We start from the raw sequence: 19,424 nt of genomic DNA on the forward strand, positions 1-19,424 counted from the left end.
ATGTTAAAAAGAGAGAGGACAACAGAACTATCCGCATTGGAAAGCTTCGGGCTATTAGTATCACTCGGCTTTGGTCTTTCAACCTTTACACCTGTGACCTATCAACGTTGTCATCTTCAACGACCCTTATGAGGAAGTCTCATCTCGTGGCTAGTTTCGCACTTAGATGCTTTCAGCGCTTATCTATCCCGGACGTAGCTACCCTGCCGTACACCTGGCGGCATAACAGGTTCACCAGCGGTCCGTCCAACCCGGTCCTCTCGTACTAAGGTCAGATCCACTCAAACTTCCAGCGCCCACAACAGATAGGGACCGAACTGTCTCGCGACGTTCTGAACCCAGCTCGCGTGCCACTTTAATGGGCGAACAGCCCAACCCTTGGGACCTTCTCCAGCCCCAGGATGTGACGAGCCGACATCGAGGTGCCAAACCTCCCCGTCGATATGAGCTCTTGGGGGAGATCAGCCTGTTATCCCCAGAGTACCTTTTATCCTTTGAGCGATGGCCCTTCCATACAGAACCACCGGATCACTATGTCCGTCTTTCGACCCTGGTCGACTTGTAGGTCTCACAGTCAAGCAAGCTTATGCCATTGCACTCCTCGTACGGTTACCAAGCGTACTGAGCTTACCTTTGAAAGCCTCCGTTACCTTTTTGGAGGCGACCACCCCAGTCAAACTACCCACCAAACAATGTCTCCCGCATCGCGGGATTAGAAACCGAATACAGAAAGGGCGGTATTTCAAGGTCGTATCCACGATTCCTGGCGAAACCGCTTCGACTACTCCCGCCTATCCTACACATCCTGTACCCAATTTCAATGTTAAGCTATAGTGAAGGTTCATGGGGTCTTTCCGTCCCGTTGCGGGTAACCGGCGTCTTCACCGATACCACAATTTCACCGAGCTCATGGCTGAGACAGCGCCCAGATCGTTACACCATTCGTGCAGGTCGGAACTTACCCGACAAGGAATTTCGCTACCTTAGGACCGTTATAGTTACGGCCGCCGTTTACTGGGGCTTCGATTCAATGCTTCTCCTTGCGGATGACATCCCCTCTTAACCTTCCAGCACCGGGCAGGTGTCAGGCCTTATACCTCATCTTTCGATTTCGCAAAGCCATATGTTTTTGCTAAACAGTCGCCTGGGCCTTTTCACTGCGGCTTCTCCATCGCTGGAGGAAGCGCCCCTTCTCCCGAAGTTACAGGGCCATTTTGCCGAGTTCCTTAGCCATGATTCACTCGAGCACCTTAGGATCCTCTCCTCGACTACCTGTGTCGGTTTACGGTACGGGTATTGATAACCTGGAGCTTAGCGGGTTTTCTTGGAAGTCTGCTTACCTGCGCTATCAGCGCCCCCGAGGGTTTGCTGTACTATCGGGCTTCAGCTGTACCAGCGGATTTGCCTACCGGTCCAATACCTTTGCCCTTCAACGAACTATTCCGTCAGTTCGCGGCAGTGTCACTACTCCGTCACCACATCGCAGTTATCAATAGTACGGGATTATTAACCCGTTGGCCATCGGCTGCCTCCCTTCGGATGCGCCTTAGGTCCCGACTAACCCTGATCCGATTAGCGTTGATCAGGAAACCTTAGTCTTTCGGTGGGCGGGTTTCTCACCCGCCTTATCGTTACTTATGCCTACATTTGCTTTTCCATCAGGTCCACCACGAGTCACCCCGCGGATTCACCCCCGATGGAATGCTCCCCTACCAGTGCAATAAATTGCAATCCATAGCTTCGGTATCGTTCTTGATGCCCGTTTATTATCCACGCCCGGCCGCTCGACTAGTGAGCTGTTACGCACTCTTTAAATGAATGGCTGCTTCCAAGCCAACATCCTAGCTGTCTGGGCAACCGGACCTCGTTAGTTCAACTTAGAACGAATTTGGGGACCTTAGCTGATGGTCTGGGTTCTTTCCCTCTCGGCCTTGGACCTTAGCACCCAAAGCCTCACTGCCGGCCATATCTAGCAGCATTCGGAGTTCGTCTGGATTTGGTAGGATTTGACTCCCCCGCACCCAATCGGTAGCTCTACCTCTGCTAGACTCATATGCCGACGCTGTTCCTAAAAACATTTCGGGGAGTACGAGCTATTTCCCAGTTTGATTGGCCTTTCACCCCTACCCTCAGGTCATCCGGAAACTTTTCAACGTTTATCGGTTCGGTCCTCCAGTACGTGTTACCGCACCTTCAACCTGCCCAAGGGTAGATCACAAGGTTTCGCGTCTACCTCGTCCGACTATACGCCCTGTTCAGACTCGCTTTCGCTTCGGCTCCTGGCCTTAAGCCATTAACCTTGCCGGACAAGAGTAACTCGTAGGCTCATTATGCAAAAGGCACGCCGTCACGGAATCACTCCGCTCCGACCGCTTGTAAGCACACGGTTTCAGGTTCTTTTCACTCCCCTGTTCGGGGTTCTTTTCACCTTTCCCTCACGGTACTGGTTCACTATCGGTCTCTCAGGAGTATTTAGCCTTGCCAGATGGTGCTGGCGGATTCCCACAGGATTTCTCCGGTCCCGCGGTACTCAGGATACCACTATGGCTGCATTCTTTACCTGTACGGGGCTCTCACCCTTATCGCGCAGTTTCCCACCTGCTTCCAGTTCATAGCACAGTCCAATGGCGTGGTCCTACAACCCCAGTATTGCCGTAACAATACTGGTTTGGGCTCTTTCCCGTTCGCTCGCCACTACTTGGGAAATCATTGTTATTTTCTCCTCCTACGCCTACTTAGATGTTTCAGTTCAGCGCGTTCGCTTCATTTGATGGCATGTCTTCAACATGCCGGGTTGCCCCATTCGGAAATCCACGGATCAATTCGCATTTGCCGATCCCCGTGGCTTATCGCAGCTTATCACGTCCTTCATCGCCTCTGAGAGCCTAGGCATCCCCCGTGTGCCCTTGTTTACTTTCTTCACGCTATCACCCCTTTTGCTAAGTGATAGGTTGCTTATTGGCCGTCATCCATCGCTGGACGACATGCCTCTGTTGTCTTCTCTTGTTAATCTCTTTTCTTCCAATATGTCAAAGAACTCTTTATCTGAGTATCTAGTAGTTGGTATTTAGTACCTAGACCATGACGGTCCGATAAAAATACCATGCAACCAGGCTCAGACCTGTGGAGAATAACGGATTCGAACCGTTGACCCCCTGCGTGCAAGGCAGGTGCTCTAGCCAGCTGAGCTAATTCCCCGTGTGATGGTAGTCCCGAGCAGATTTGAACTGCTGACCCCTACATTATCAGTGTAGTGCTCTAACCAACTGAGCTACGGGACTAGCTTATCTCTCTCATCTCTCGGTGTCACCGTCTGTTCGGAGCATCACTATCTAAATACTAAATACTAGATACTTGATACTACCCCACAGGGTGGGCACTTTCTTCTGAATGTCTTTTTTTTCTATACGATCATGTATGTCGCGCAGCGATCCCAGAGCGGGCTCTAGAAAGGAGGTATTCCAGCCGCACCTTCCGGTACGGCTACCTTGTTACGACTTAGCCCCAATTACCGGTTTTACCCTAACACGCTCCTTGCGGTTACATGCTTTAGGTACCCCCAGCTTTCATGGCTTGACGGGCGGTGTGTACAAGGCCCGGGAACGTATTCACCGCGTCATTGCTGATACGCGATTACTAGCGAATCCAACTTCACGGGGTCGAGTTGCAGACCCCGATCCGAACTGTGAATGGCTTTTCGAGATTGGCATCACATTGCTGTGTAGCTGCCCGCTGTACCATCCATTGTAGCACGTGTGTAGCCCCGGACGTAAGGGCCATGATGACTTGACGTCGTCCCCGCCTTCCTCTCTGCTTGCGCAGGCAGTCTGTTTAGAGTCCCCACCTTGACGTGCTGGCAACTAAACATAGGGGTTGCGCTCGTTGCGGGACTTAACCCAACACCTCACGGCACGAGCTGACGACAGCCATGCAGCACCTAGTTTCCTGTCCCGAAGGACGGATGCGTCTCTGCATCCTTCAGTAACTTTCAAGCCCGGGTAAGGTTCCTCGCGTATCATCGAATTAAACCACATGCTCCTCCGCTTGTGCGGGCCCCCGTCAATTCCTTTGAGTTTCACCCTTGCGGGCGTACTCCCCAGGTGGATGACTTAACGCTTTCGCTTGGACGCTTACGGTATATCGCAAACATCGAGTCATCATCGTTTAGGGCGTGGACTACCAGGGTATCTAATCCTGTTCGATCCCCACGCTTTCGTGCATCAGCGTCAATAACGGCTTAGACAGCTGCCTTCGCAATCGGTGTTCTGAGACATATCTATGCATTTCACCGCTACTTGTCTCATTCCGCCGTCTTCAACCGCATTCAAGCACTTCAGTATCAAGGGCACTGCGACAGTTGAGCTGCCGTCTTTCACCCCTGACTTAAAGTGCCGCCTACGCACCCTTTAAACCCAATAAATCCGGATAACGCTCGGATCCTCCGTATTACCGCGGCTGCTGGCACGGAGTTAGCCGATCCTTATTCTTTAGGTACATTCAGCCCACTACACGTAGTGGGGTTTATTCCCTAACAAAAGCAGTTTACAACCCATAGGGCAGTCATCCTGCACGCGGCATGGCTGGTTCAGGGTTGCCCCCATTGACCAATATTCCTTACTGCTGCCTCCCGTAGGAGTCTGGTCCGTGTCTCAGTACCAGTGTGGGGGATTCTCCTCTCAGAGCCCCTAGACATCGTCGCCTTGGTGGGCCGTTACCCCACCAACTAGCTAATGTCACGCGAGCCCATCCATATCCTATGAATATTTGACAAATAAACCATGCGGTAAATCTGTGTCATGCGGTGTTAATCCGAATTTCTTCGGGCTATCCCCCTGATATGGGTAGGTTGCTCACGCGTTACGCACCCGTGCGCCACTCTCACCAACCGGTAGCAAGCTACCAGCTGGATCCCGTCCGACTTGCATGTATTAGGCCTGCCGCTAGCGTTCATCCTGAGCCAGGATCAAACTCTCCATTGTAAAATGAAGTGTAAGATCAAGACTATTTATAATAAATAGAATTGTCTTGTTTTAATGTTTTCCTCCCGCTCCGGGATATCTGAATTGATTTCTTAAATCTTTGTTCAGCTATCGTACTCTCGTACGAGTCGCTGCGCTACATGATCATTTAAAGAACTTATCTCGCCTGGGCATCTCGCTTCGGCTTTTTTATGTTGTGGATCCCTCATCGCTGAAGGCTACAATCTGTCATTTTTCTATCGCTCCGAGCATCGCGCTCGTTGCTGTTTCCCTCGGTTGGGACTGCAAAGGTAGAAACCTTTTTTGATTCCGCAAAATTTATTTTAAAATAATTTTGAGGCGCTTTTTTCAAAAGATACGGTGCATCGGGTCTGACCCCTTTTTTACCGTGTTTCATTCCCTGTTGTCAGTGGCCTTTCAGCCGTCCCTCCCTTGCGGAGTGGTGCAAAGATAGGGACAAAACATCCATACTTCCAAGACATCCCAGCAACAATTTTTGGTAGCAAGGCGTAACTCGCTAGCACATTGCACGATAAATTTTCAGGAAGCTGGCATTTTCATTGCCCAGGGATGGTTGCGGGGGCATGAACGGTAGAAAAGGAAGGTCGGGCGAGATGGAAAGTCTGGGATCATGGATGTGTGTGTTTTGGAGGGGATCATAGCTCGTTCCTTTTCGAAGGGGGGGTAAATACACTATCATTATCGGAAATACTTCGGGAGGAGTTCCAACAAAACTCGATATTCCGGCGCATCACTAGCGCAGATCCCCCGCAGATCCGCCTGACCTCGGCCGTAAAAATTCGACCAAGGTCAGGAAAAGATCCGAAGAAGGTCCGACCAAGGTGCGGTAGAGGTCCTGATTTGTCCAAAAGATGGACAGAATTATCGCTGAATTCGAAACTGTAGTATTACTGTATTAAAACTGGATTATTATTGAACTCGAAACTGTAGTATTAATGAAAAAGCCATCCTGAAATATTCAAGATGGCTTATATGTTTTTGTTTCGTGAGCTATTTTCTGAATACCCAGAAACGTTGCAGGGTATAATTGAATCCTAAGGAAACTATGATTTCAACGATAGCTTTGGAAATAAGAAAATGTACATGCCAAATATCAACAAGAAGATGTATGCCTAATGACTTTAGGGTAATACTTCCAATAACTACCAAAATAAATTTCCATAATTGGCTACCTAAGGAAGTTTCGGTATTATCGAAAGACCAATAGCGGTTGATCGTAAAGTTAACTATGGCACCCAAGCTTCCGCTGATAACATTGGAGAAAGGCGCTGTAAATTTTAAGACGGTATAACAAAAGGTATAAATCCCAAAATCAGAAAGTCCGCCAATAAATGCGGACAACTGAGCTTTAAGAAATACCTTTAACCGTTCAGACATGCTTTATGAATTAACTTCCGTTTCTTTCAGTTTATTTGCTTTTTCCTCAAGGTCTTTCGCATCCCCCATATCCAGTAATTTCTTGGTATCTCCAATGTTGATGAAGAACAAGATAATACAGATCAATAAAACCGAATAATTAATCGATCCTGGAATAATGACTTCCAGTACAAGCACCAAACTAATGATTACGCGAATCTCAGTGGGTCCTAAAAGACCTGCATCGATGGTATATTTATCGGTAATACGATATCTCAATTGGGAAATAATCATTGCCCAACCGTATAGGGACACCAGGGTAAAGCCTAGGTACTTAAAATCTCCTGTTGCATATAATACATATCCCAGACCAATCATGACGGTGGAAACCCAGTCCATCACAATATCCAGGGCAAAGCCATACCATTTCCGGGATTTATTCCGATAGAATGCAATTCTACCATCCAATGAATCTCCGAACCATTGCACAAAGAAGCCTACGATTCCCAATAAAAGGAAATAGATATTGACATATTCAGCCAAGAGGAAACTACCAAGGATCATAAAAGACCCAAATAGACCAATGGCTGTCAAGCCATCAGAAGAAATCCAGTTAGGGATTTTCGGAACCAGATAGGAAATCAACCTTTGTTCCGGATTACTTAAAATATTTGTACGCTTTCTATCTTGAAAAAGCTTTTTATTAATTTTTTGTTCACTCATTTCAATTGAAAAATTAGAGCCACTTATTTTCTTTATACCAAATCAAACTTTCCTTTAGCCCTTTTTCCAACTTGTATTGGGGGTTAAAATCTAAGTTTTGAACTGCATGCGTAATATCACAACCCCAATTTTCTGCGGTTAGCTCTCTAAGTCTTTCAGGGTAGATGACGGGAGTTTTTGCGGAATTGCGATAAAGTCTTTGTGAGAGTTCGGCAACACTTTTCACAAGACGAAGAGGCACATGCATTCTAAATAACTTTTTATGGAGGACTTCTTTAAAAATTTCAGCCATAGCATATCGTGAATACACTTCACCATCGCTGATATTATAGATTTGCAGTCCATCTTGTTTTATGATACATCCTTTCAATAGCACATCGACTAGGTCTTTGACATATATAAAACTCAATTTTTGCGGATTTTTCCCGATATAGGGATCCAATCCTTTATTCATTGTATCGAAGAGGATAAAGATATCTTTTTCGCGGGGACCATATACGGCAGTTGGCCGGAATATGGAAATTGGCGAATCAGCATATTTATCCTGAATCATTAATTCTGAAGCTTCCTTACTCCTACCATACACCGTCAGCGGGTTATAAGGAGTTTCTTCGGTGATCAGCTGATTGCTCGTATAGGGAATAGGACCGACAGCAGCCAAGCTACTGACATAGGTTATTCTTTCCAGGGGCATGATGTCAGCTGTTGCGGCATCCAGAATTGCATCTGTATAACCGACATTGACATCCCGCATCAGCTTTTCATCCTTGGCTTTGGTCATTGCCGCAGCATGGATGATATACTGATATTGTTCTTTCTCAAAAAGGGATTTTAGTTCCTCAGCGTTCCCGAGGTTGGGATAGACAAACTTACTGATGAAGGGCTTAATATCTTGAATCTGACTCGATTTCCGGACCGCAGCATGCACTTCCAAACCAAGATTATGGGCAGCCTCAACAAGGTGAGAGCCGACAAATCCACTCGCACCAGTTATGAAAATCTTTTTTTTCATACCGCTTTTTCAAAAAGACGATACCGCTTATAGAAATCGGCATTGATTTGTTCGATAGCGTGATTCATCAAATAGTTGTGATCTAACATCCATGAGCATTCTGCTTCGACAATACCTGAAGGAATTGCATTTTTGATAATCCGACCATATAAGCAAGCTTCAATTCCTAATTTTCTATAATTATCCAGAACGCCAAGCATCAGAACCCGAATGGTTTTGATTTTTTTCTTTCCGAATAGGAGTTTGAAAATTCCGGTTGGCAGAAGTCTACCACGCTTAATTTTGATTTGGATTTCATTAATATTAGGAATACCTAGGGCAAAACCAACGAGTTCGTTATCCTTTTCAGCAACTAAGCAGTATCTAGGATCGACAATCATCTTCAAGTCCTTGGCAGTATGCATGAATTCATCATCCGTCATTGGAACAAAGCCGAGGTTTTTATCCCAAGCTTTATTATAGACTTTCTTAATCTTTTCCGCTTCATTGGCAAAATCCTTCATATTGATTTCACGAAGACGGATTCCAGAACGTTCCAGTCTAGCTTCCAATTTATCCAACAACAATACGGAGCGTTTGTTGGAGTTTTCTTTGTTAACCAAGTAGGCTCTAAGGTCTACTTTTTTAGCAAAACCAGCATTTATAATTAAATCTTGATAATACGGGTAATTATAAGGCATCATTGCCATTGGGGGTCTATCAAAGCCTTCCACCAATAAGCCAACGCTATCATTGGTGGATAAGTTGATTGGGCCAACAATATTGTTTGCACCCTTGTTTTTCACCCATGCTTCAGCTTCCTGAAACAATTTATTAGCCACCTCTTGGTCATTAATACAATCAAAGAAGCCAAATTGACCTTCATTGACATTATTGAACTTATTGTGGTTTGTATTATAAATTGCGGCAATTCTTCCGACAATCTTCTCATCTTGATAAGCCAAGAACAATTGCACGGTTGAATGTTTATAGAACGGGTGTTTAGCGGGATTCAACATATCATCCTGAGCAACAAAAAGTTCTGGAACATAATTTGGGTCTCCTTCATAAAGGTCATGAGGAAAATCAATAAATTTTGCTCTTAGTTTTTTGCTATCAACAGGAACTATAGTAATCACTTTGATCTAATTTTATTCACTAATAAAACTTTCGACTTCCAAAGTTTTGAAAACCTTAGTCATTTTTTCCACAGCTTCATCAATTTGATCGAAGGTATGCGTAGCCATCAGGGAGAAACGGATTAATGATTCTTCAGCAGGCACGGCTGGAGCAACGACAGGGTTTACAAATACTCCATCATCTTGAAGCATTTTAGTTACGATATACGTTTTTTCGTTGTTTCTTACGAATACAGGAAGAATTGGGCTTTCGGTAGCACCTAGGTCAAATCCATTATCCAACAACAATTTTTTGGCATAATTAGTATTAGCCCATAATTTTTCGATATGCTCAGGTTCTGTTTGGATGATTTCCAATGCTTTCAAAGTAGAAGCAACAGAAGCAGGGGTCATACTTGCACTAAACATCAAAGATCTAGCACGGTGTTTCAAGAATTCGATGGTATCTCTATCAGCAGCCACGAAGCCACCTAGGGAAGCCAATGATTTACTGAAAGTACCCATGATTAGGTCTACTTGGTCAGTTAGTCCGAAGTGGCTAGCTGTACCAGCACCTTTATCACCGATTACTCCCAAGCTATGGGCATCATCACACAATATTGCAGCGTCAAATTCGTTAGCTACTTGAACGAGTTCAGGTAATTTCACGATATCCCCTTCCATACTGAAGATACCATCAGTAGCGATTAATTTAAAGCTTTCCTCAGGAAGGCGAGAAATTTTATCACGAAGGTCATCAATATTATTATGTGCGTATTTGATCACTTTAGAGAATGAAAGGCGGGATCCATCGATAATCGATGCGTGGTCACGCTCATCCAATAAGATATAGTCATGGCGACCTGTCAAACAAGAAAGAGGTCCTAGGTTAGATTGAAAACCAGTGCTGAACAAGATTGCAGATTCTTTACCTACGTAATCCGCTAATTTTTCCTCTAATTCAACGTGTATATCAAGGGTTCCGTTTAAGAAACGAGAACCGGCACATCCTGTACCATATTTTTCAAGAGCATCTTGTGAAGCTTTGATAATACGAGGATCAGTGGTTAATCCTAAATAAGAATTTGAACCAAACATTAAAACTCTGCGACCGTCAATTTTTACTTCGGTGTCCTGTTTAGATTGGATAGGTCTAAAATAAGCATATAAGTTTTTTGACTTTATATCTCCTAACTCGCCATTTAAAAACCGCGCAGTTCTTTCGTTTAATTTTCCCTTGCTCATTCGTCAGGTATCTATTTTCTCAATAATATTTACTTTTTGAACTTTTAACAAAAATCGTCAAAAATCCCACAAAGGTACTAAACTAGTTTTATTAACATAAAATAAATCATGTTTATATTACCTTTCTTTACAAAAAATCGACGCAAACATACAAAACTTAAACCTCAAATCATGTTTCATTTGACATATAAATATCATAAAATTAAATTAATATTAAGAGAATGTTTACAGTATATTACTTGGAAATTTTGCAAAAATTCATAAATTCTTACATTTGTGCTCAATATAATTAATAAAAATGGCAATTTCATCAACGGTAAATATTAAAAACAAGCGTGCATCCTTTGAGTATCACCTACTTGACACGTATGTTGCGGGTTTAGCATTACTAGGTACCGAGATCAAATCCATACGCGAAGGGAAGGCAAATATCAACGATAGTTTCTGTGCTTTTTTTGAAGATGGGCTTTATATCCGCAATATGCATATTGCTGAATACTCCTTTGGTTCCTTTTACAATCATGAATCCAAACGTGACAGGAAGTTATTATTGACGAAAAAGGAATTAAAAAAATTGCGTGAAAAGGGGGAAGAAAAGGGATTTACGATAGTTCCACTTCGAATTTTTATTAATGAAAGAGGTTTTGCAAAAGTAGAGATAGCCTTGGCACAAGGTAAGAAGGACTTTGACAAACGTGAAACCATCAAGGAACGAGAAAGCAAACGGGAATTGGATCGAGCTATGAAACGATAATTCCGGGCTTTCGTTGATAATTGGTTGGGGTCATATGTTCTCTAGCCTTGAAGAGACGGCTGAAATAATTGACATCTGAGAATCCACAAGCGTAACAAACTTCTTTAATCGACATTTGTGCACTCAACATTTCCTTGGCCTTCCGTAGTCTTTCCAGTATCACCAATTCCATTGGGGTTATTCCAAACTCTTCTTTAAAAAGCCTGAATAAACTGGCTTTACTCATATTCGCTTTTCGACTCAGATCATCAACCGACAATTTTTCACTTAGGTTTTCCCGGATGTATTTTCGGAGGCTGGAGATGGCATCATTTCCTTGAGGGGAAGGTTCAATAAATTCATCAAATTGTTGTTGTTGAATTATCCGAACCAACAGCTCTTTGAACAACATATCAGCAAGAACATCCTTCAAAGGGTTATCACTTATCATATTGCTAAACAGCTTATTGGTCAAGCTCGCAAGTTCATCGGTATTCACCAGATGAAATCTATTCCAAGAAAAATTCCACGACAATTTATTATCCATTTTAGGATAAGTAGCATTGAGGAAATCGATGGTTTCTTCGATTTTTTCGGCCGAAATCAACAGCGCCGTGCATTGGGTTGGGTCTTGAATCTGCGCATCGGGGAAATCAATTTTCATAGGTCGATGAGCTGGTAAAACCAGGGTTTCACCGGGCAGATAATCAAAAGCTGGAATATTATCTAGGTGCATAACTTTTTTCCCTTTTAACATATTAATGATTACCATATCATTAAATTTTAAGGGCACCAACTGGCTAGGTTGGTAAGTTTCATAGACGTTTAGTTCAAAATTATTTAACGTGAACGCTCTTCTATTTTCAACCAAGGTACTCAATTCCCGCTCCGACGAATAAGGAAGCTCATGGACTAAATTATTCTTTCCCATACGATAAAAATTTATAATTGGTTGTTAACCAAAAATAAAAAAAAGTAAATAAAATCAAAACATTAGGTCTTTGAAATTATTATGCTATCAAAAGATAGAATAATGCTATATAAAAAATTTGCCTCTTGGTAAATTTGAGAAAGAGTCCAAATATAAACTAAGAAAAACATAATACTATGAGCGAATTAAAAAGACCAGCGTTCAAAGATCGCTATGATAATTACATCAATGGAACTTTTGTTCCACCTAGCCAAGGCAAGTATTTTGACAATATTTCACCGATCGATGGCAAGCCATTTACACAAGTGGCCCATTCGACCAAAGAAGATATAGATAAGGCTGTAGAAGCAGCAAGCAAAGCATTCAAAACATGGAGCAAGACCTCATCGACCGAACGAAGTAATATCTTATTCAAAATTGCGGACCGTATCGAACAACATTTGGAGCAGGTTGCAATTGTGGAAACGATAGATAATGGTAAAGCCGTTAGAGAAACACTCAATGCAGATATTCCATTGGCTATAGACCATTTCAGATATTTTGGAGGGGTAATTCGTGCGGAGGAAGGTTCATTATCTGAATTGGACAGCAATACGGTTTCCTTGATTGTCAATGAACCAATAGGAGTAGTTGCACAAATCATTCCTTGGAATTTCCCAATTTTAATGGCCGTTTGGAAATTGGCACCAGCATTGGCTGCAGGCTGTACAGTTGTATTGAAACCAGCAGAAAGCACCCCAACTTCTATTATGGTTTTAATGGAAATCATTGGAGATTTACTTCCTCCTGGAGTAATCAATGTAGTTAATGGATTTGGATCAGAGTTAGGTCGTCATTTAGTGACCCATCCAAAGGTTGCCAAAGCTGCCTTTACAGGCTCCACAGCGACTGGTCGTATGGTAATGCAGTATGCAACGGAGAATATTATTCCTGTAACATTAGAACTGGGAGGTAAATCACCGAACATTTTCTTTGAATCGGTTATGGCTGAAGATGATTCATTTTTGGACAAGGCCATTGAAGGTGCAGTCTTATTTGCATTGAATCAAGGTGAAATTTGTACCTGTCCATCTCGATTATTAATTCAAGAATCTATTTACGACAAGTTTATTGAAAGAGTAGTCGAAAGAGTAAACCAAATCAAAGTCGGTAATCCATTGGATCCAACGGTGATGATGGGGGCCCAAGCGTCCAAGATCCAGAAAGACAAAATCATGTCTTATATCAAATTAGGTAAGGAAGAAGGTGCCGAAGTATTAACTGGTGGCGATGAGAATAATTTAGGTGGAGATATTGACAATGGTTATTATATCAAACCTACCCTATTCAAAGGAAACAACAAGATGCGTATTTTCCAGGAAGAGATTTTTGGACCAGTCCTCGCTGTAACCACTTTCAAAGATGTGGATGAGGCTATTGCCATTGCAAATGATACGATTTACGGATTAGGAGCTGGAGTTTGGACACGGGATGCCCATGAGTTATACATGGTGCCTAGAGCCATTCAAGCTGGTCGAGTTTGGGTAAATCAGTACCATAGTTATCCTGCGGGAGCTCCATTCGGTGGTTATAAACAATCGGGTATCGGTCGTGAGAACCACAAAATGATGTTAGCCTATTACCGCCAAGCGAAAAACATGCTTATCTCATATAGCAAAGAAAAGCTTGGTTTTTTCTAATAGATTAGTTAATAGTTAAATGTGTGATAAGGGGTTATGTTCTATAACCCCTTTCTTATCAAAAGCTAAAGATATGATCTCAAGAATTGATGTTACGGACAATGCCAAAGCGGTGATCCAAGAGTTAGTGGAAAAACATGGTCCTTTAATGTTTTACCAGGCTGGTGGATGTTGTGAAGGAACACAGCCACAATGTTTTGAAAAAGGAGGGTTTTATCCGCGGATGAATGACGCGATGATTGGCTTGGTTGAAGGGTTTGAATTTTGGGTAGATCGGGATTTATTTGAGTACTGGAAATTCTCTCATTTCACATTAGATGTTTTAGAAGGATTTGGTCCGGGTGGATTTTCATTAGAAACTCCCATGGGCAAAACCTTTAAGATCCATTATCGCTTATTTACGGAAGAGGAATTAAAGGATTTACCTGAGGTAATTCGCAACGCTTAAGTCCGGCTCCTTTTAGATTAATTACCCAGGAATGGCAATTCTTATTGCTATCATGGCCATATTTTGTGAAATCCTCAGTAAATTTAGTCCAATCGAGAAATTAGGATTAATAAAAAAAAGTTCATGGCCAACCCTTCATTATATTCCCCATTAGTACTTAAAAACTTCAGTTTAAAAAATAGGATTGTCGTTTCGCCGATGTGTCAGTACAGTGCCGAGCAAGGATTTGCAACAGATTGGCATTTGGTTCATTTAGGTCAGTTTGCCATTGGTGCTGCTGGAGCAGTTATTCAAGAGGCAACCTCGGTAAGTCCCGAAGGTCGGATCACCTATGGTGATTTAGGAATCTGGGAAGATGGGCAAATCGAAAAATACAGACAGATTACTGAATTCATAAAAAGTCAAGGCAGTATTGCAGGGATTCAATTGGCACATGCAGGACGCAAAGCAAGTACAGAAAAGCCTTGGTTGGGTCGCAAGCAGTTCTCTCCCATGGAAGAACATGGCTGGCAAACTGTAGGCCCTGCTACCCTACCCTATCATGAAGACGAATTTCCAGCAAAAGCATTATCAATTTCGGAAATAGAAACCCTTGTTTTAAAATTTAAGGATGCAGCCCAAAGAGCTGTTCAAGCAGGCTATCAAATAATCGAGATTCATGCAGCGCATGGATATTTAATCCATCAATTTTTATCGCCATTAGTCAATACTCGAATTGATGAGTATGGAGGATATTTTGAAAATAGAATTCGGCTTTTACTAGAAATAACAGCGTCTATTCAAGAGGTTTTGACTTCTGAGCAATCCTTATGGGTTCGGCTTTCGGCGACGGATTGGGCTGAAGGTGGCTGGGATCTGGAAGAGTGCATTGAACTAGTAAAAATTCTAAAAGATAAAGGAGTTGAAGTAGTGGATATTTCCTCAGGGGGTGCGGTCCATCATCAACAGATACCGGTAGAGGCTGGATATCAAGTTCCATTTGCTGATGCAATTCGGGAACAATGTCATATTATTACGGGAGCAGTTGGGCTCATAACCAGTGCGAAACAGGCACAGGACATCCTGGATCGAGCTGCGGCAGACTTTATTATCCTCGGGCGGGAGTTTTTACGACATCCACATTTGGTCTACGATTGGGCACAGGACCTTGGCGTAGACATTGACTGGGCAGCTCAATATGCAAGGGCAAAAATAGAATAAGGAATTATTCTACATCCAAACCTTCCAATACAGGAATTGGTTTCTTATCGTCGCCTAAAGCAACAAAAGTAAATCGGCCTTGGATGGCAAGTTCGCGACCATCGGCATACATGCTTTCCAGGTAAATTTCTACGTGGACTTTTAAGCTGGTCCTTCCTACACTTTCTACTCTAGCAATCGCTTCCACAATACTTCCTGAAGGGATAGCTTTATGGAAATCAATTTTATCGGTAGAAACGGTCACCAAAGATTTTCTACAAAAACGGGTTGCGCACATAAAGGAAACCTCATCCATAATCGCCATGGCTTTACCTCCAAAAAGGGTGTCATGGTGATTGGTAAGGGAAGGAAACACTGTCATGGTAATTCGTGTTTCACTTTGATCGATACGTTCTAGAACAGTCATTTTTAATATTGAAGCCGCAAAGTTAATTAACTTTTTCGCTTTCTACGACTATTCCAATACCTTTCAACAGCATGGAGGCATTAAAAATAGTACAAGCACCATCTTTTAATTTGTAATCAAACAACATTTCAGAGCCTTGCACCTGTATATCGAAATGATAATTTTTCAAATAACCGGGATAGTCATTGATCAGTTCTGAGAGTTGCAAATCATGGGTAGCCAACATACCGCGACCTCGGAGATCAATCAATTTTTTTATGATCGCTTTAGACCCTAGGTACTTATCTACAGAATTTGTTCCGCGTAGCATTTCATCAATCAAGAAAAAACTAGAGGGGATATCCTTCACTCTATCCAAGATAAACTTCATACGGTCCAATTCAGCTTTAAAAGTGGAGGTACTTTCATTCAGGGAATCTTTGATACGCATATAGGTGACCAATTGATAAATTGGCAATTCAAATCTTTTAGCACAGACTACAGCTCCGGTATAAGCCAGTACGGCATTGATCCCGATTGTTCTCAAAAAAGTACTTTTACCGGCCATATTTGAACCCGTAATTAGCGCAATTTTATGGTCATTGGCATTGTAGTCATTTCCGACCGATTTATTCTCTGGAATTAAAGGGTGATTCACCTCATCTGCGAGGAGAGAATCCTTTTCGAAATCGTTCAAAATTTTAGGCTGTTGCCAATCAGCATGGTTATAAGCCAATAAAGACAAGGATACTAGACTTTCATATTTAGCTACGGCATCGAATCCAGAAAGAATAGAATCTTCATATTGGTCTTTCCATTTACTGATGGCCATAATTTGTTTGAAATCCCAAAGGAATAACATATTTAAGATTGCACCAACCAGCATATTATTGCGTACATCCAGTTTGTCAATCAATTTACCCAGTTCATGGATTATTCCTGAAAGTTTTTTCTGCTGAGTTTCAATCTGGATTTTACTTTGCAGTTCAAGGTTTAGCTTTGCCTGATACTCTTTATCTTCCATCAATTTGATGGCATCTGCGAAACCAATCAATGAAACACCTATTTTATCCACTTTATTAGAGAATTGACTGACTTTACCTGCCAAAGCAATCGTCCATAATAAATGGATTAAAGCTAAGCCAAACAAATATCCCCCGATATTAAACACGAAAATGGAGAATAAGATTCCAGCTAGAAATATCCAAGGTACCAATGGGACATAGGATCTATAGAATGCATTGCCAAACTGAAAGGATTTATCATGGAAATAACTATAAATGTAGGATCTCAGGTTTATTTTTGAACCCAGGTTAAACAACATTTTAGTTTGGAAGGCTTGCAAATGTTCAGGATCTGACTTCAATTCTTCCACTGCTTCTTGTCGTTGCGTAATTTCATCTTTTGAGGAAGGGGATTTCATCCAAGATTGCAGGACCGCTACACCGTCTTTGGTTGCGCAGCGATTTACCAGTTCAAATAAGGAGTTGGGGCCAAAAATATCGAGGTCAGAGGTATACGGATGCTTAGGATCTTCAAATTCCTGACCATCATCATACATATTTTTTTTTCGGTTATTGATATTAAGTTCATTCTCATTGATACTGAGAAAAACCTTAGCTTCTTGAAGTTTACGATCCACCTTAGCTTGTCTGAACACAAGGAAGGCGAACAGAAAAATCAACAGGATCATAGCCAGCAGGACAAAGAAAATATTATTGAAGGAGAATAATTGCCAAATACCTATGGCACCAGCAATCATCAATCCTAATCGTAAAAAAGCATTTTTATTGATTTGTTTTTCTAAAGACTTTATTTCCCCTTGGGTTTTCCCGACATTATTTTGGTAAAATTCTGCACTCATGGGTGCTAAGGTAGGGATAAAATCTGCAAAAATTACCAGGCTTGATCACCAACCAGTGGGACAAATCTAAAAGTATCGAGTTCGATTCTTTCGAAGTCATTTTCACCAACGCGGAGGATAGTGACCATTTTTTGGAATTTCTCATCCCCTACCGGAATAACCAGTAGTCCGCCTAATCGGAGTTGCTTCAGCATTTTCTCAGGGACAAAGGGAGCTCCAGCAGTTACGATAATCTTATCATACGGGGCTTTTTCAGGAATACCTTTTGAGCCATCCCCTAAGAAGAAGTTAGGTTTATAGCCCATATAGGGCAGAACCTGTATTGTTCTGTTATATAGGTTTTCTTGTCTTTCAATGGTATAGACATCCGCACCAAGTTCAAGGAGAATACAGGTTTGGTATCCCGAACCTGTTCCGATTTCGAGCACCTTATCTCCTTTTTTGATATGGAGCAATTGACTTTGGTAAGCGACCGTATAAGGTTGAGATATAGTTTGTCCATCCCCGATTGGGAAAGCGATATCACGATAAGCTTGATTCCAGAAAGTTTCGTCGAAAAAGAAATGGCGCGGAACTTTTGCAATAGCCTGCAACACCTTCTTATCCTCAATTCCCCGCTTCTCAAGATGCTTCACTAATTGCTTTCTTGCTCCTTGTTCCCTGTAGTTATCTATAAACTTATACGCCATAAGTCTCAAAATTAGCCTTAATTTACCATATTATTAAGCTTAAAATGCAAAACATTCAAGGTCAGAACTGTTCTGAATTTTAGGAAAGAAAATATCTCTCCGCTTTATTTTTTGTACTTTTATATTGACGAGGGTATTATCCGAATAAACTCGATTTTACAAATAAAAATGGGCACTATGAAGAAGCTATCTATTTATCTATTTATTATTTTTTTACAGGTTCAGGTTGTATTTGGTCAAGAGACCTCGCCAAATGATGACGACATTATTAAAGTATTAGCAATAGGAAATAGTTTTTCTGAGGATGCTTTAGAGAACTATCTGCATGAGTTGGCGGCAGCTGCTGGTAAAAAGATAGTAATTGGCAATTTATACATTGGCGGAGCGCCATTGGATTTACATTTAAAAAATGCCCATAATAATCTGAAGGCATATAGTTATCGGAAAATTGACTTGGAGGGGAATAAAAACACGACGGAACAGACGAGTATTGAAGAAGCTTTGGCCGATGATAATTGGGATTATATCAGCTTACAGCAGGCGAGTCCACTCTCTGGGAAGTATAATGTGGTGATGCAAACTTTGGGGGATTTATGGACTTATGTTTTTGCGCATGTTCATCCAGATACCAAATTGGTATATCATCAAACATGGGCATATCAACAAGATTCGAAGCATGATGGTTTTGCGAACTATGACCGGAATCAGAAAAACATGTATGACAGTATCATGAGTGTAACCTCAAGGTTGGAAAAGACAGGAGACTATGCATTTATTGTACCCGATGGAACCACGATCCAAAATGCCAGAACAAGTAGTATTGGAGATAACCTCACCAGAGATGGTTATCATTTAAATTTGGATTATGGTCGTTTTGCTGCCGCATTGACTTGGTATGCTAAATTATTCAATTTAGACCCTACAAAATCCAACTATAAACCAGAGAAAGTAACCGAAGAACAGGCAAAAATAGTAAAGGAGGCCGCAAAAAAAGCGGTCAGAAAGCCATTTAAAGTTTCGAAAGTCAGGAAATAGACAAATTTAATTAACATTAATTTCAAC

The 19,424-nt window shown here is 42.1% G+C and carries 14 protein-coding genes, 2 tRNA genes and 2 rRNA genes; 5 read left to right on the plus strand and 13 right to left on the minus strand.

Annotation, left to right across the window (positions count from 1 at the left end; translation table 11 throughout):
• Positions 1-35: 35 nt before the first annotated feature.
• The 9 genes from ACF3OC_RS15385 to ACF3OC_RS15425 form a co-directional block, all read right to left on the minus strand.
• Positions 36-2,920: ribosomal RNA gene (locus ACF3OC_RS15385) — 23S ribosomal RNA — on the minus strand.
• A 204-nt stretch (positions 2,921-3,124) separates the two neighbouring features.
• Positions 3,125-3,198 (minus strand) — tRNA-Ala (locus ACF3OC_RS15390).
• A 6-nt stretch (positions 3,199-3,204) separates the two neighbouring features.
• Positions 3,205-3,281, minus strand: a tRNA-Ile gene (locus ACF3OC_RS15395).
• 168 nt (positions 3,282-3,449) lie between these two features.
• Positions 3,450-4,979 (minus strand): 16S ribosomal RNA (locus ACF3OC_RS15400).
• Together the 16S and 23S rRNA genes with 2 tRNA genes alongside form the textbook arrangement of a ribosomal RNA operon.
• Before the next feature lie 1,011 nt (positions 4,980-5,990).
• Positions 5,991-6,377, minus strand: a complete 387-nt coding sequence (locus tag ACF3OC_RS15405) for a GtrA family protein (protein ID WP_094257740.1) — start codon at positions 6,375-6,377, stop codon at positions 5,991-5,993.
• Between the two features lie 3 nt (positions 6,378-6,380).
• A complete protein-coding gene (locus ACF3OC_RS15410; RefSeq protein WP_094257741.1) occupies positions 6,381-7,079 on the minus strand; it encodes a CDP-alcohol phosphatidyltransferase family protein in 699 nt (232 codons plus the stop codon).
• Between the two features lie 13 nt (positions 7,080-7,092).
• The gene (locus ACF3OC_RS15415; protein WP_094257742.1) at positions 7,093-8,091 is read right to left on the minus strand and encodes an NAD(P)-dependent oxidoreductase; all 999 of its coding nucleotides are present in this window, start codon (positions 8,089-8,091) and stop codon (positions 7,093-7,095) included.
• A complete protein-coding gene (locus tag ACF3OC_RS15420; protein ID WP_094282322.1) occupies positions 8,088-9,209 on the minus strand; it encodes a hypothetical protein in 1,122 nt (373 codons plus the stop codon). The genes ACF3OC_RS15415 and ACF3OC_RS15420 overlap by 4 nt, the downstream gene beginning before the upstream one ends.
• Positions 9,210-9,221: 12 nt before the next feature.
• Positions 9,222-10,433, minus strand: a complete 1,212-nt coding sequence (locus ACF3OC_RS15425) for a serine palmitoyltransferase (protein ID WP_094257744.1) — start codon at positions 10,431-10,433, stop codon at positions 9,222-9,224.
• 298 nt (positions 10,434-10,731) lie between these two features.
• Between ACF3OC_RS15425 and smpB the strand changes: the two genes are divergently transcribed.
• The gene (gene smpB / locus ACF3OC_RS15430) at positions 10,732-11,187 is read left to right on the plus strand and encodes an SsrA-binding protein SmpB (RefSeq protein ID WP_094257745.1); all 456 of its coding nucleotides are present in this window, start codon (positions 10,732-10,734) and stop codon (positions 11,185-11,187) included.
• Here smpB and ACF3OC_RS15435 read toward each other — a convergent pair.
• A complete protein-coding gene (locus ACF3OC_RS15435; protein WP_094282323.1) occupies positions 11,174-12,097 on the minus strand; it encodes an AraC family transcriptional regulator in 924 nt (307 codons plus the stop codon). The two genes, smpB and ACF3OC_RS15435, sit on opposite strands and share 14 nt — an antisense overlap.
• 176 nt (positions 12,098-12,273) lie before the next feature.
• Between ACF3OC_RS15435 and ACF3OC_RS15440 the strand changes: the two genes are divergently transcribed.
• From ACF3OC_RS15440 to ACF3OC_RS15450, 3 genes are all read left to right on the plus strand, one after another.
• Positions 12,274-13,776 (plus strand): aldehyde dehydrogenase family protein, encoded by a 1,503-nt coding sequence (locus tag ACF3OC_RS15440; RefSeq protein WP_094282324.1) that lies wholly within the window; start codon positions 12,274-12,276, stop codon positions 13,774-13,776.
• Between the two features lie 73 nt (positions 13,777-13,849).
• On the plus strand, positions 13,850-14,224 hold the full coding sequence (locus tag ACF3OC_RS15445; RefSeq protein ID WP_094282340.1) for a DUF779 domain-containing protein: 375 nt from the start codon (positions 13,850-13,852) through the stop codon (positions 14,222-14,224).
• Positions 14,225-14,347: 123 nt separating this feature from the next.
• Complete coding sequence (locus ACF3OC_RS15450; protein WP_094282325.1) at positions 14,348-15,424, plus strand: NADH:flavin oxidoreductase/NADH oxidase; 1,077 nt, start codon at positions 14,348-14,350, stop codon at positions 15,422-15,424.
• Between the two features lie 4 nt (positions 15,425-15,428).
• Here ACF3OC_RS15450 and ACF3OC_RS15455 read toward each other — a convergent pair whose 3' ends face one another.
• Genes ACF3OC_RS15455 through ACF3OC_RS15465 form a run of 3 tightly spaced genes read right to left on the minus strand, consistent with a single transcriptional unit; the run spans position 15,429 to position 18,362 of the window.
• Positions 15,429-15,830 (minus strand): acyl-CoA thioesterase, encoded by a 402-nt coding sequence (locus ACF3OC_RS15455; RefSeq protein ID WP_094257749.1) that lies wholly within the window; start codon positions 15,828-15,830, stop codon positions 15,429-15,431.
• Between the two features lie 22 nt (positions 15,831-15,852).
• Complete coding sequence (locus ACF3OC_RS15460) at positions 15,853-17,673, minus strand: DNA mismatch repair protein MutS (RefSeq protein WP_094282326.1); 1,821 nt, start codon at positions 17,671-17,673, stop codon at positions 15,853-15,855.
• Positions 17,674-17,705: 32 nt separating this feature from the next.
• Positions 17,706-18,362, minus strand: coding sequence for a protein-L-isoaspartate(D-aspartate) O-methyltransferase (locus ACF3OC_RS15465; RefSeq protein WP_094257751.1), 657 nt, complete (start codon positions 18,360-18,362; stop codon positions 17,706-17,708).
• A 177-nt stretch (positions 18,363-18,539) separates the two neighbouring features.
• Between ACF3OC_RS15465 and ACF3OC_RS15470 the strand changes: the two genes are divergently transcribed.
• A complete protein-coding gene (locus tag ACF3OC_RS15470) occupies positions 18,540-19,397 on the plus strand; it encodes a DUF4886 domain-containing protein (protein ID WP_256962624.1) in 858 nt (285 codons plus the stop codon).
• Positions 19,398-19,424: the final 27 nt, after the last annotated feature.

Source organism: Sphingobacterium cellulitidis (assembly GCF_043187465.1).
In the GTDB taxonomy this organism is placed as follows: Bacteria; Bacteroidota; Bacteroidia; order Sphingobacteriales; family Sphingobacteriaceae; genus Sphingobacterium; species Sphingobacterium cellulitidis.

Excerpts from the sequence above, each read along its gene's own strand:
- ACF3OC_RS15405 (WP_094257740.1), bottom strand. The coding sequence starts at position 6,377 with ATGTCTGAACGGTTAAAGGTATTTCTTAAAGCTCAGTTGTCCGCATTT.
- ACF3OC_RS15410 (WP_094257741.1), bottom strand. The coding sequence starts at position 7,079 with ATGAGTGAACAAAAAATTAATAAAAAGCTTTTTCAAGATAGAAAGCGT.
- ACF3OC_RS15415 (WP_094257742.1), bottom strand. The coding sequence starts at position 8,091 with ATGAAAAAAAAGATTTTCATAACTGGTGCGAGTGGATTTGTCGGCTCT.
- ACF3OC_RS15425 (WP_094257744.1), bottom strand. The coding sequence starts at position 10,433 with ATGAGCAAGGGAAAATTAAACGAAAGAACTGCGCGGTTTTTAAATGGC.
- smpB (WP_094257745.1), top strand. The coding sequence starts at position 10,732 with ATGGCAATTTCATCAACGGTAAATATTAAAAACAAGCGTGCATCCTTT.
- ACF3OC_RS15435 (WP_094282323.1), bottom strand. The coding sequence starts at position 12,097 with ATGGGAAAGAATAATTTAGTCCATGAGCTTCCTTATTCGTCGGAGCGG.
- ACF3OC_RS15440 (WP_094282324.1), top strand. The coding sequence starts at position 12,274 with ATGAGCGAATTAAAAAGACCAGCGTTCAAAGATCGCTATGATAATTAC.
- ACF3OC_RS15445 (WP_094282340.1), top strand. The coding sequence starts at position 13,850 with ATGATCTCAAGAATTGATGTTACGGACAATGCCAAAGCGGTGATCCAA.
- ACF3OC_RS15450 (WP_094282325.1), top strand. The coding sequence starts at position 14,348 with ATGGCCAACCCTTCATTATATTCCCCATTAGTACTTAAAAACTTCAGT.
- ACF3OC_RS15455 (WP_094257749.1), bottom strand. The coding sequence starts at position 15,830 with ATGACTGTTCTAGAACGTATCGATCAAAGTGAAACACGAATTACCATG.
- ACF3OC_RS15460 (WP_094282326.1), bottom strand. The coding sequence starts at position 17,673 with ATGAGTGCAGAATTTTACCAAAATAATGTCGGGAAAACCCAAGGGGAA.
- ACF3OC_RS15465 (WP_094257751.1), bottom strand. The coding sequence starts at position 18,362 with ATGGCGTATAAGTTTATAGATAACTACAGGGAACAAGGAGCAAGAAAG.
- ACF3OC_RS15470 (WP_256962624.1), top strand. The coding sequence starts at position 18,540 with ATGAAGAAGCTATCTATTTATCTATTTATTATTTTTTTACAGGTTCAG.